The organism is Okeania sp., from assembly GCF_983059655.1.
The window spans coordinates 12,942-25,708 of record NZ_CEZPJD010000003.1; the positions used below are offsets into that span (position 1 = coordinate 12,942).

General features: G+C 36.4%; 10 protein-coding genes. 5 read left to right on the forward strand and 5 right to left on the reverse strand.

Annotated features, from left to right (window positions below):
• Window positions 1-416: 416 nt before the first annotated feature.
• The 3 genes from AC3DU7_RS00595 to AC3DU7_RS00605 all read right to left on the reverse strand — a co-directional run bounded on the left by AC3DU7_RS00595 (window position 417) and on the right by AC3DU7_RS00605 (window position 3,511).
• Window positions 417-884, reverse strand: coding sequence for a 3-isopropylmalate dehydratase (locus AC3DU7_RS00595; protein ID WP_488037428.1), 468 nt, complete (start codon window positions 882-884; stop codon window positions 417-419).
• Between the two features lie 137 nt (window positions 885-1,021).
• Entirely contained in the window at window positions 1,022-2,863 is a 1,842-nt protein-coding gene (gene ltrA, locus AC3DU7_RS00600; protein WP_488037429.1) for a group II intron reverse transcriptase/maturase, read from the reverse strand.
• A 507-nt stretch (window positions 2,864-3,370) separates the two neighbouring features.
• Window positions 3,371-3,511, reverse strand: coding sequence for a hypothetical protein (locus AC3DU7_RS00605; RefSeq protein ID WP_488037430.1), 141 nt, complete (start codon window positions 3,509-3,511; stop codon window positions 3,371-3,373).
• A 577-nt stretch (window positions 3,512-4,088) separates the two neighbouring features.
• On the opposite strand from AC3DU7_RS00605, the gene AC3DU7_RS00610 reads away from it, so the two are divergent.
• Complete coding sequence (locus AC3DU7_RS00610; RefSeq protein ID WP_488037431.1) at window positions 4,089-4,952, forward strand: hypothetical protein; 864 nt, start codon at window positions 4,089-4,091, stop codon at window positions 4,950-4,952.
• A 67-nt stretch (window positions 4,953-5,019) separates the two neighbouring features.
• On the opposite strand, the gene AC3DU7_RS00615 is transcribed toward AC3DU7_RS00610, so the two are convergent.
• Window positions 5,020-6,114: an SIS domain-containing protein gene (locus AC3DU7_RS00615; protein WP_488037432.1), complete on the reverse strand. Its 1,095-nt coding sequence runs from the start codon at window positions 6,112-6,114 to the stop codon at window positions 5,020-5,022.
• A gap of 250 nt (window positions 6,115-6,364) precedes the next feature.
• Between AC3DU7_RS00615 and AC3DU7_RS00620 the strand changes: the two genes are divergently transcribed.
• The 4 genes from AC3DU7_RS00620 (at window position 6,365) to AC3DU7_RS00635 (ending at window position 10,648) form a co-directional block, all read left to right on the forward strand.
• Window positions 6,365-8,044, forward strand: coding sequence for an ABC1 kinase family protein (locus AC3DU7_RS00620; RefSeq protein WP_488037433.1), 1,680 nt, complete (start codon window positions 6,365-6,367; stop codon window positions 8,042-8,044).
• Window positions 8,045-8,566: 522 nt separating this feature from the next.
• A complete protein-coding gene (locus tag AC3DU7_RS00625) occupies window positions 8,567-9,157 on the forward strand; it encodes an EF-hand domain-containing protein (RefSeq protein WP_488037434.1) in 591 nt (196 codons plus the stop codon).
• 552 nt (window positions 9,158-9,709) lie between these two features.
• Window positions 9,710-10,198 (forward strand): cupin domain-containing protein, encoded by a 489-nt coding sequence (locus tag AC3DU7_RS00630; RefSeq protein ID WP_488037435.1) that lies wholly within the window; start codon window positions 9,710-9,712, stop codon window positions 10,196-10,198.
• Window positions 10,199-10,285: 87 nt separating this feature from the next.
• Window positions 10,286-10,648, forward strand: a complete 363-nt coding sequence (locus AC3DU7_RS00635) for a hypothetical protein (RefSeq protein WP_488037436.1) — start codon at window positions 10,286-10,288, stop codon at window positions 10,646-10,648.
• Window positions 10,649-11,517: 869 nt separating this feature from the next.
• On the opposite strand, the gene cobW is transcribed toward AC3DU7_RS00635, so the two are convergent.
• Window positions 11,518-12,564: a cobalamin biosynthesis protein CobW gene (gene cobW / locus AC3DU7_RS00640; protein ID WP_488037437.1), complete on the reverse strand. Its 1,047-nt coding sequence runs from the start codon at window positions 12,562-12,564 to the stop codon at window positions 11,518-11,520.
• Between the last annotated feature and the right edge of the window lie 203 nt (window positions 12,565-12,767).

The following is a 12,767-nucleotide window of genomic DNA, read 5'->3' on the forward strand; positions in this document are numbered from 1 at the left end:
TCGGTAAAAAGAGGAGAACATTTTTCATCACTAATTATCCAGACATGATATGAATAGGTACTAACTTAAAGACTAGGAATATCTGGACTTAGAATCGGCTTAAATATTAATTATATATATTGTCTGAAACTCGCCATTAATTCAGATTAACTTCAGCCCAAGTTGCCATAACATTATAATTTCTCCAACTCCAACCAGAAATTAAAGAAATTGCCAACACGACAGTAGAAATAATTCTCTTAATATAAAATAATTAATTTTAGACTGGTATGTTCTGAAGATTGAGCTTGCATCAAATGCAAAAGTCAACAACTAAAAATTATCGAATTAAGAAGCTAATATTAATCAAGATGAAGAATCTGCAAATTGAACAGCAAAAAGGAGAGATTAGTTTCTCTCCTACTGAAAATAAAAATTTAACTTGGTTTTTGGGAAATCATACCTGTTTGACGTGCATAGGCAAAAAGACCACCAGCATCAATGACAGGTTTTACTTCTCCCAAAGACTTCAACTGATAAGTCTTACCAAGAGTATGATTAGTTAACTGATTTTCTTCAAAATCAATAGTAATTTCCTGACCAGTTTCAAATAACTCACATAGGCGATCGACAGACTCCCAAGGATATAACTCACCGGTTGCCGAACAATTGCGAAAAAAGATGCGAGCATAAGATTGAGAAATTACTGCTTGGACGCCAGAAGCACCCAAGGCGATAGGTGCGTGTTCCCGCGAAGACCCACAACCAAAGTTTTCTCCAGCCACAATGATTGGATATTGGGTCTTCATTTCTCCCGGTGAGATAAACTTACCGTAGCGATCGGGTAACCCACATAGAGCATAACTGCCTAACTTTTCATATTCATCTGGCTTGGAAGGAACCAAAGTCAGGTACTCGGCAGGAATAATTTGGTTAAACTAAGCCAGGTAAGTTACCCTACCCGACTCGTCTTCAGAACCGTGCGTGAGACTTTCACCTCACACGGCTCCTCTCTTAAACGTCCCTTGTCATGGGTACATCCCTACCTCAGTATCAACATATCGCCAACCCATAGATAATTGTCAGGTAAATCCTGTAACTTAGGCTTTGGATATGTTTTGTTGTCTAAGGCAGTCTTAGTATCGTGGCAGTGTCGGTGCAACAATTGTTTATTCTTTAGTGTGTTGTCACCACCTTCAGACCTTGGTTTTATATGGTCTACTTCCATAAGGTCAGTCGGACTAAAGGTTAATCCACAAAATGCGCATTTATTCTTTTGTCGCTTTAGGAGCGTTGTGACTTCTTTCCTTACGCCTGGATGTTTGCCGATTCTACTACTCCAATAAGTCCAGTCGCCGTCATAAGGGGATCTATTACCTTTAACTTTGATGTGCCTTACGATAGGAACATCTGAGTGTTGGTTTAGTATATATTCACCGTCATTGAGTACCCAATTCCTGGTTTTTTTGCAGTGAGGGAAATACTTATCTTTAACCCATTTGGCTGACTTATTTGGATGCCTTCTACTTGCCCATCGCCATATCCTTTTCCATAAGAGCATATCCAGTTTGCTGAATACCTCTTTGCTGACTGCGGGGGAGAAGTAGTTAGCCCATCCTTTTATTATCGGGTTTAACTTAGCTATTAAAGCTTTAGTTGGAGCGGTTTTATTCTTATCACATATATCCGCCAGTTTCCGATAATGAGCTTTTATACTATTAGAGGACGGTTTAATCAGCGTCTTAAATCCTTGTTTGGCTGTCTTTACTTTCCATTGCCTAATAGTAAAACCTAAGAAGTCAAATCCGGGTTTATTCCCTTCATATTCCTCCAATGTATGGGCAATTTTAGTTTTTTCTGGTTTTAGTTCTAATCCTACCTGGTTTAACCATTCCTGTATTACGGTTTTAGCTTGTAACACTACTTCGATGTCTTCATGTAAGATTACGAAGTCATCAGCATAGCGTATTAAAGATAAGCTTTTTTGTTTGTGCCGTTTTGCCATTACCCCTCCACTTGGATATCTGAGGGGGAGTTTTTCGGCAAATTCCATTAGCCTTTCTTCCATACCGTGTAAGGCGATGTTTGCTAGTAAGGGTGATATTACCCCTCCATGTGGTGTACCTTCCACAGATTCTAGGAATTGATTATTGTCAAATACTCCAGACTTTAACCATTGTTTGATTAATCGTCTGTAGGGAGATTGACCTATCTTACCTAGAAGTGCATCGTGGTTAATTCGGTCAAAACATTTGGATATATCAGCATCTAAAACATATTTAGGTTTATTTATAATGCTGTCAAAGATGGCCTCTATGGCATCGTGTGTTGACCGTCCTGGCCTAAAACCATAACTATTAGGTTCAAAACGTGCCTCCCATTCTGGTCCCATACCTAACTTTACCAGAGCTTGTAATACACGGTCGTACATTGTGGGGATTCCAAGAGGTCTCTTTTCATCCCTCCCTGGTTTTGGTATCCAGACTCTACGCGAAGGGCTTGCCTTCAGGTATCGCGTGTTTAATAAATCAACCAAGTTCAGTCTCTGCATTGGTGGTAGATTTTTAATACCATCTACGCCCGCAGTTTTCTTACCTTGGTTATCTTGAGTCACGCGCCTAACAGCTAGCAACCTAGCGTAATAACTTTTGGTCAGAAGTCTTTGGTATTTACGCATCTTGCGGATTTCGCCACGGCTGGATGCTCTGTAGATGAGTTTTTGCAACTTAAACACATACTTTTCCACCTTCTTCCATTTAATGTCTTTCCATTTGAAATTTGGATTGACACTACAGGCATCCGGTATATCGTTTGTGTCCCATGCCACGCTTAAAAATGGTTTTGGGTTTCCCAAACGTCTTTTTAGGGTTTTAGCTTTATTCATAGCTAATGGTTCCTCTACATTACGTCTAACAGTGGGTACGTCAGCTCGAGAGCTTTTTACCCAATCCTACTCTCCCTAAGACCTACATCCGTTGTGTAGATTGACCTTGAATGGCTTCCTAAGTTATCGACCTATATTCTTAGGTGTCTTAGGGAGGTTTCCTCGTTCCCTTATTCCTTTGTTACGGCTGATTTAGTGGGGCAAACTCTCCCGGAGGGTTCGGCATGGTTGCTGACAACCCCACAGACATAGGATTATCCATTGACCCCCTGACTTTCGTCCTACATTCCATAGCTACCTTTGGAATGGCTAATTGTAACGAGAGTTTAATTACCTTCCTGTTCATCCACTTGTCAGCCTTTGCTTGCGGTATCGTTCCTGGTAACTGGTATTGTCCCGCTTTTAAACCAGCTTCGGGGATTGATGTTCAGTCGCTACCCCGTGGTCTATGCTGTCAACCTAACAACAAGGCGGATGGAATTTCACCACCAAGGTAATAAGAGTTATTCACAAGTCGAGGTTGTCCTCATGTATTGGCTTGGAACGGCCATTTATACCCAGTTTCCTAGTTGAGTGGCCAACGAGTCGCACGTCGGTATCAATATTGTCATCTACTACAAATATTTTGCCTTTTAGGGATTGGGCCATAATCAGTTTTTTGTTTTCCCTCTATTGCTGTAGAAAATTTTAACATAAGGTTCTTAACTTCAAATAGCTAATATCCTAAACCTCTTGCAGAATTAATAGACTTAGCTGTAGTTGTCGGAAATATAGAACAGAAAAGAGAAAAAAGGGATGATAACAGATTGAATTTTTCTTTATATTGTATAACTCTATTGTTAATCAGAAGTTAGTCATATTAATGAAACAACCAGTTTATAAGTAAGGCTAAGGTTTTATAGTGAGAATTAAATTATGCAAGAAATATATGTGAAAAATTATAACTCTTTTCCTATCTACATCTTAAGAAAAAGGTATAAAGCTATTTATATTTGATTTGATTTGATTTGATCGCAATTGCCAAAAAGCGTGAGGTACAAAATTTTAGGCTCGAGGGAACAGGGAATAAAAAGACAAAAAGATAACTGTACCTCACGATTTTGGGAAATGCTATATTGCTTTCTTTTCGGTAATAATTGTGAAGTATGACCAAGAAAGTTTAGACAAATTAAAAATTATATTTAACTATCTGAGTAAACTATTAAATTAATTGCAGTAACTACCAATGACAGATCAAATTAACGATATATTTATACAAGCACGTCAAGGAAGTGTAGCAGCTATTATTCAAGTTCTTAATCAACAGCTTGCTACATTAGATGTAAGAATTAGAGCTATATTTTCTGATGGCGTTTTACAGCTTTTATGTGAAGCACCCGAGATTGAACAGTTAGAACAGTCTCACCTTGTCAAGCAAGTTAAGCATACTCTCGAAGACATCTCACCTCGTAATATCCGAAAAGTAAATATTAATAGTAGAATTGTCCAAGAACAGCAATTACTATGGCTAGATGAAATTACTAAAGACCCAAAAGATAAGTTGCTCTGGTCTCAACAAATTACTTTGGCTAGGCCAAATATTTTTAAACAAATAGCACTTCATTTTCAGACAAGTAAGCCTAAACCAACCCCCATATATCTATCTAAAAGTGTCGATCGCGCTCAAATGGAAAAGCAAAATCAATTCCAACTGGGTATGATGGGTGGTTTTTTTCTGAGTATGTTGATGCTAGTTTTGGGCATCCAAGTTAATAAATGGCTAAACTTTTCTAGGTTAAATAGAATATCAACTACAGAAAATACAACTTTACAATCTCCCGATCCCACTACTAAAAATTTAGAGGATACTATAGCTGAGTCGAAAGAAGCTTTTGCTCAAGCTGTTCGACTTGCTCAAGAAGCGGCTGCTGATGGTAAAACAGCTCAGTCTCAAGAGGAGTGGATGACGATCGCCTCCAAATGGCAACAGGCATCACGACTCATGGCCTCTGTTTCTCCAAATTATTCACGCTACGATGTGGCAGTCAATCGGGCTGAACTTTACCAAAAATACAGCCATATAGCTAAACAAGAAGCCGATAAAAAATAAGAAATTCTCTATTTATTTCTGTATCATTTGTATCATTTTTTTAGCAAATTCAAAAAATAACCCTTTCCTACAACTCTATTAATGAGCGTGCCCGCGCAAAACGTGGGTCTTCGAGCCGAAATCCATCAGGGTTTGTTCCACACTCTAATGCTAAGTAGTAGGTAAATAATTGGAGTGGTACAAGGCAGGTTAGAGAACAGAATGGTTCTGGAACTTTTGGAACAATAACCCACCCTGTTGCGCTAGCATGCAGCGATTCCACTGCCCCGTCACTAATTACTAGATAGGCTGCACCAATTTCTTTGATAAGTCCGGCTAGCTCGAAAACGCGCCTCTGTGCTGGGCCAGTTGGCGCAATCAAAATAAAGAGATCTTCTGCTTCAGTGCATTGAAATGGCCCATGCAGCATTGTTTCGATTGACATACCTTCAGCTTGCAAATAAGAAGTTTCCTTAATTTTAAGGGCGATTTCAGAAGCTGTAATAGCATTTGGGCCACCACCAACTAACCAGATACGTCGCCGATTGACTTGTTCGTGGGCGAAGCGTACCATCTCATTCTCCGTTTCTAGTGCTACAGACAATAGCTCAGAAAGTTCATGCTCTAGAAAACTTTTCGATAGAAGACTTGTCCCAGTACGATGATAACCAATACGATCCGCAAGAGTAGATAAGACTGAAATTGTACCAGTATAACTAATAGTATGGGCAGATGACTTATCCTGTGCAACTGTAGGTAAGGTGATATCGCTCTGTACAGCCTCAGTAGTTACACCTTCGCCGGTAATTAACACTGTGTAACAACCTACTTCGCGAGCATATTTGAGAGATTCAACTGTATAAAGTTTATTCCCGCGATGACTAATACCAATGACACAATCTTTTGGTGTTATTCGGGGTTTATAAAGGGCAAAATCAAATGAGTGAAATGTTTGTGTGAAGATGTCTCCCCCATATAAATGCATTAAGTATTCACCCACCATAGCTGCATGATGTGAAGTTCCAATACCAACTAAAAATAGTCGCTCGCAGGAGGCTATACGGGTAGCGCAATTATCAATTAAGACTTCATTGCGTTTAGCTGCATGAGTAAATGCTTGAGGTTGTGCAAAAATCGCCTCGTACATATAGAAGGGATGTTTCGATCTTTGTTCGCTAGACATAATCAGACTTTTCCTTGTTTTAATACCATTAACATAATTTAGACTAAATACGGTTATGAAAAGGTACTTTTTCCCAATCTTCTCTTTCAAAAAGGAAATGCACTTTTCTGTAAGAATCTGTAACAAAATGTCAAGAGAGCTAGCTGTTCTTTTTTAGCTCGATACTGACAACTGAAATAACCGATCTTCCGGAATTTTAGTTTCCCAGTTACAATCAATGGACGGTGGATAGATTTACATAACTTATAGTATGCTCACTCAAGATGCTTCTAAGTCCCTTCGTTGGCAACGCACTCAATATTCTCCTCTAACCAGAAAAATAGATGTTTTTAGTGCCTTCGGAAAATTTTTTTTCTTTTTATGGTGGGACAATTTATTTCAAAATAAGTCTGCCTCTGTGAGAAAGCTTCGTGCTCAGTGGCTAGTCCAAACTATGCTAGATTTAGGCCCAACTTTTATCAAAATAGGTCAGTCTTTATCCACGCGCGCTGACATATTACCGAAGGAATATGTGGAGGAGTTAGGAAAATTACAAGATCAAGTACCTCCTTTTGGCACAACAGAAGCGATCGCTATTATTGAGTCAGAGCTTGGTAACTCTCTTTATTCTCTGTATCGAGATTTTCAAGAACGTCCCATTGCTGCAGCTAGTCTTGGACAAGTGCATAAAGCTCAATTACAAACAGGTGAGGAAGTTGTAGTTAAGGTACAGCGCCCTGGATTAAAATCTTTATTTGACTTGGACGTAAAAGTTGTTAAAAATGTTATCCGTTTTTGTCAAAAGTATTTTGCCTGGGCTAAGAAGTATGAATTAGATGCTATTTATTATGATTTTTTTAAAATTCTCTATCAAGAAATTGATTATGTAAATGAGGGTAAAAATGCTGACCGTTTTCGGGAAAATTTTAAAGATTATCCGGAAATAATTGTACCTCTTGTTTATTGGACTTATACTACGGAAAAAGTTATCACTCTTGAGTATTTACCGGGAATTAAAATTAATGACAAAGTACGACTAGAATGTTGTAATATTAACCCGAAACGGATTAATCAAATAGGAGTTTGTTGTTACTTAAGGCAGTTATTATTGGATGGTTTTTTTCAAGCCGATCCTCATCCTGGGAATTTAGCTGTTAGTTTAAATGGTGGTGTAATTTTTTATGATTTTGGCATGATGGCTGAGGTAAAGTCATTGACTAAAGACCAGATGATTAAAACGTTTTTTGCTATTCTCAGAAAAGATGTTGACCAGGTGCTTAATACTTTGATTACTATTGGTTTAATTGAGCCAATGCCAGATGTTATGCCTGTGAGAAGATTGGTAAATTTTTTATTAGATAATTTTACAGATAAACCAGTAGATTTTTATAATTTTGATGAAATTAAGGAAGAACTTTATGTTTTATTTGAGCAGCAACCATTTCGTTTGCCTTCTCAAATGATTTTTATTCTGAAGTCTCTATCTACTTTAGATGGTATTGCTAGAGAACTCGATCCTGACTATAGTTTGGTTACTTGCGCTCAACCTTTTGTGAAAAGTATTACTGTTGCTCAAGGTAGAGGTAGAGTTGTAGGAGAGTTGGCAAAACAGACAAGAGATTTTATTAAGTATAAGTTACAGCAGCCTAGTAAAAGTGAACTTTTAATCCGTCAATTAGAAACTAAAATTGAAGATGGGGAAATTCAATTTAGAGTCCGCTCTATTGAAAATGATCGATTATTAAAACGAATTAATTTAGCGTTAAAAATTTTGATTTATACTTGTTTTTCTGGTTTTACTTTCCTCTCAGCTTCAGTTTTATTTGTAGGAGGATTTATGAAGGCAGCAATAGTAGTTTGTATATTATCAGGATTAGGATTTATCTTAGTTTTAAAGTCAGGTTTTCAGTTATCTGTAAGAGAAAAAGTAGAAAAAATGGCAGATAAGTGAATATTTAGGGTTTGCTGATTAAATCTAAAAGAATTACCAGATGAAGGTTTTAGCATTTTTAAGTATTGAAAAAGTACATGGTTTTCAGCTCTTCATGCTCAAAAAGGAGCGCATTTTTAGCGCATAGTTGGGCAAAAAAATTCTCCCCCTACTCCCCTACTCCTTAAAAAAGACTTTTTCAGCAAGCCCTATTTATATATCCGCATTAATTATTTTTATTGACCTTTATTAAAGTCAAATCATCAGGAAAATATTAAGCATAAATACTTTATTATTAATACTTAGTTTTGAAGTGCAGAATTTAGATTTAAGCTGTTTATGCCGACCAATTAGTTAATAAGCAATTATAGCAGTCGAAGGAAAGGGCGCGGACAGTTAAAAAGTTTAAAACTCAAAAAACGTAATACTTTTTCTTATTCCTTATTTCCTTTTTCCTTCTGCTATATGACTAAATTAACTCAAACTTTATAGATAATGATAATATCAAGAAGTTCATATAATCTTTTTTAATTATCAGTAAAAATGTCTACAGAAAAATTTTTGTCATCCACTGTTTGGCGTGCCAGAATGAAGACCTACTTCAAACTTATGGATGTCGATAAAAACGGGGTTTTAACCCTTTCCGATTTTGAAGAAATTGCAAATCGTTTAATTCAACTTCAAAGTGATTCATCAAGGAATGAAGAAATTCGAGAGATGTGTCATTCTCTGTTCCAGTATTTTATTGCTGGAGGGGGACCAGTTGATAATAACACTCAAGTTAGTGAAGAAGAATTGATTACTAATGTTGCAAAAACCGTATCATTATCATTAGCTGAATCACCAGATAAAATATATGAAGTAGGCAGACATAAAAACGAGCTTTTCTTCGATATTATTGACACCGATCATTCTGGGGAAATATCTGGCGAAGAGTACCGAAAGTACCTGGCAATATACACTGGAGAAGAACAGCCTGACAATGCTGACCAAGCTTTCGACAGTATCGACTCAGATGGCTCAGGTTCCATCAGTCGTGAGGAATTTGTCGAAGCTCATATACACTACTGGTTTGAAATTGGGGGTGATAAAGATAATTCTCCCCTTCCTTATGGACAATTAGTCACTTCATAAAACTTTAGTTAGTAATGATAAATAAGTAGTTATTTTGGTCGGAATATTTATTCTAAAAAAAAGAAGTTTTACCGACCTACCTAATTATTTTTATATAACTACTAAAGTTTTTTCACAAGTATTTTTTCATATCATGTCGGGGTAATTAGTGATAAAAAACTTCCTCCTTTTCCTCCTCTTATTTATTGCTTATTTCTTCCCTCCTAACTCCTTACCCCTCTGTCATTTATAAGGAATCAGCCGAACTTAACGAAGTCAGAAGTTAGAAGTTAACCCACACCCGCCCCTCCCAGGAGGGGAACTAGGGGATTTGAGCAAGGCTCCAAAAATATTGCGCCTTAAAAAGGGGGGTTTTAGACCTATATTATTTTGATAATATCACATATTATTTTTATTTTTGGGCATAGTAGTTTTGACTAATTCATTTCTAAAGACTTATCCTAAAATCAAGGTAAATTTTAAAATCAAAAGCTGATAATTTTAGCTATTTATAAGTAAAAACTAAGTAAATATTTAATTTTATCTATATTACTTTCGGAGGTTGAATTATTAATGAACAAGTATGACTTGATTGAAAAACTATCTTTAGTTGAACATATTGAAGGAGGTTATTTTCAAGAAACCTATCGTTCTAATTTAACTACAAATACTGATATAAAAAGAGGTGAAAGAAAGTTACTGACTTCCATTTATTATATGCTTACTGATAACCGTCCAGTTGACCACTTCCATAAGAATAAATCAGATATTATTCATTATTTTCATGGTGGTTCTCCTGTGACTTATTTAGTTCTTGAATTAAACGGAAAATTATCAAAATTTCAACTTGGCTTTGATGTTACTAAAGGTCATGTTCCTCAACTATTAGTACCAAAAGATTATTGGAAAGCAGCAATACTGGAAGAGGGTGAATTTGGTTTACTTGGAGAAGCTGTTGCTCCAGGGTTTGAATATCAAGATATGGAAATAGCTAAACCCGATTATTTTAAAGCTAATTTTCCTGATTTGTGGGATGAACTTTCCCCTTATGTCAAACAGTAAATTCTCATTTGTACTTGATTTGAAATTTATGAAACCTAGAGAAAGTATGTTCCGCTTATTCGGTTTGTTAAAAGGTTGTCTGATTCTATGAAAAAATCAAGACAAAAATTAGCAGTAGATTTAGCTTCACTACCTCGCAAAACCCAGGTTACTAAACTGCGATCGCCAAACATTTCATCTTCTAAAGCTCTAAAAAACTTCCCCGGGCAGAGAGGAAAAGGAGCTTGGATTTTCAAACCAACTCTGAGTAGTATAATGTTAGTTGGGGCTGTTTGCCCATACGCCAGACTTTTTATTCAACGTAAAACTTTTCCCGAAAATCGAAAAAACTACCTTTACATACCACACAAACAACTTTTTGTCAAAACAGCAAAAAACGACCAAAGAAAAATTAGTCATTTTGAGCAAATAAAATTCAAAGAAAGATCGGACAAGACAACGCTAAAATAGGAATTAACAGTCTTAAAACTCAATCAAGATATAAAATAGGCCAATGATATCACAAGTATAGAATATCACAAAATTGAAAAAAACCCCTAAAAAGATTGAAACCTCGTTAATCAAGTCAGAAAAATTTCCCCATTTAAAAATCAGACCAAAACGGTAAAGTTTAAAATATTAAAACCAAAAACATAAATCTATAACTACATCTAATTTAAACCTCTAAAACAAAATATTATCAACCAAATCAAAAATGCTAAAATCTTTATCAAAAGAGTACTTTGAGATTTACAGCGCTTTGCTGAAAAAGTCTTTTTTAGGTAGTAGGGGAGTGGGGGAGTAGGGAAAAATTTTTTTGCCCAACTATGCGCTAGAAATGCGCTCCTTTTTGAGCATGAAGAACTGAAAACCATGTACTTTTTTAATGCTTAAAAAGGCTAAAACCTTTATCTGGTAATTATTTGAGAATTAATCAGCAAAGCTTAATTAGGGGAAATGAGAAATTACAGCACTTTGCGCGGATAGTGAGGTACCGTTTGAAAATTAATCTTTTTTCTCTACTGCCAAATTCCCGTCCACCGGAGGGGTTAGGGGTGGGTTAATACTCCCTAAAGTCCTAAAATTTTGTACCTCATCAACTCCAAAACTGCTGTAATTAAGAGATAGTCTGATATTGTCGCTCGTGATTTTTCTGCTATCCCCCCTGCCTTTTATACTAAGTTTTTGAGAGTTTTCAACGTGATACCAGACACTTTTTTCAATCCTTTAAAGGCTAAAACCTCTATATGTCAGTGCTTTGAGATTTAATCAGCAGAGCAATCAATTATATACACAAATTTTTAGGCTGATAGCTGAACCGTGCCCTAGCTGATAGCTAGTTAATTAGAGAATTTTTTTCCCAACTCAGACTGAATTTTTTCTAGCTGTAAATGACGGCCAATTAGAACTAACTTAGTCTGACTAACTTCCTCTTTTTGCCACTGACGGTCATAGAAATAATCAAAGCGCGAACCAACCCCTTGTAAAACTAAACGCATTGGTTTATTTGGCACCGCAACAAAACCCTTAATTCGATAAATTTCATCATTTATCGCTAACTTTTTCAACTTTTCTACTAACTCTTTCGGTTCAAACTCTCGATCTAAAATTAAATGAACAGAATTAATTTCATCATCATGTTCGTGATCTTCCTCCGTATCATGGTGACTAGGGCGAGCATCTAAATCATCTTCAACTGCTGCATTAAATCCTAACAATACATCCGGACTAATTTCTCCCCCAATACAAGGAACTATTTTTACAGTTTTAGGTAACTGTTCCTTTAACCAATTTTGTACTTTATCAGAAGTAGCTTCATCAACCATATCAACCTTAGTTAATAACACTAGATCGGCACAAGCTAACTGGTCTTCAAATAATTCCTCAATTGGTGTTTCATGGTCTAAATTTGGGTCAGCTTGACGTTGAGCTTCCAAAGCATCAATATCTCCTACTAAAGTACCATTTGCTACTGCTTCACAATCAACAACAGTAACAACTCCATCTACAGTTGCAGAAGTCTTAATTTCCGGCCAACGAAATGCTTGTACTAAAGGTTTAGGTAATGCTAAACCAGAAGTTTCTATTAAAATACTATCGATTTTTTCTCGGCGTTTTAATAGTTGCTGGATAGTCGGAAAAAATTCTTCTTGCACTGTACAACAAAGACAACCATTTGTTAGTTCAACAATGTTATTAGTGACATCTTCTTCATCACAAACTTGACAGGAACGTAGTAATTCTCCATCTATGCCAACTTCTCCAAATTCATTAACTAAAACTGCAATACGACGACCTTGATTATTTTGTAATAAATGGCGAATTGTTGTAGTTTTTCCACTGCCGAGAAAGCCTGTAATTACAGTAACGGGAATTTTTGCACTCATAAATTTTAATACTGTTTATTGATGATTTTTTATAAGCATTCCGCAGGAAATACTTACGAAATTAACTAGCTATTAGCTTTTCCGTTCCGGAATGCTCTGATTACCAGCATTTAGCTAGCTTCTTGCAGAGGAACTGCGTTAACAGCTAAAAATCCAAGGGTTTAAGTCCCCACGCTTATTCTAAAAAGCCCGTGGTGCGCTTT

Excerpts from the sequence above, each read along its gene's own strand:
- AC3DU7_RS00630 (WP_488037435.1), top strand. The coding sequence starts at position 9,710 with ATGAACAAGTATGACTTGATTGAAAAACTATCTTTAGTTGAACATATT.
- AC3DU7_RS00615 (WP_488037432.1), bottom strand. The coding sequence starts at position 6,114 with ATGTCTAGCGAACAAAGATCGAAACATCCCTTCTATATGTACGAGGCG.
- AC3DU7_RS00620 (WP_488037433.1), top strand. The coding sequence starts at position 6,365 with ATGCTCACTCAAGATGCTTCTAAGTCCCTTCGTTGGCAACGCACTCAA.
- cobW (WP_488037437.1), bottom strand. The coding sequence starts at position 12,564 with ATGAGTGCAAAAATTCCCGTTACTGTAATTACAGGCTTTCTCGGCAGT.
- ltrA (WP_488037429.1), bottom strand. The coding sequence starts at position 2,863 with ATGAATAAAGCTAAAACCCTAAAAAGACGTTTGGGAAACCCAAAACCA.
- AC3DU7_RS00625 (WP_488037434.1), top strand. The coding sequence starts at position 8,567 with ATGTCTACAGAAAAATTTTTGTCATCCACTGTTTGGCGTGCCAGAATG.
- AC3DU7_RS00605 (WP_488037430.1), bottom strand. The coding sequence starts at position 3,511 with ATGGCCCAATCCCTAAAAGGCAAAATATTTGTAGTAGATGACAATATT.
- AC3DU7_RS00635 (WP_488037436.1), top strand. The coding sequence starts at position 10,286 with ATGAAAAAATCAAGACAAAAATTAGCAGTAGATTTAGCTTCACTACCT.
- AC3DU7_RS00610 (WP_488037431.1), top strand. The coding sequence starts at position 4,089 with ATGACAGATCAAATTAACGATATATTTATACAAGCACGTCAAGGAAGT.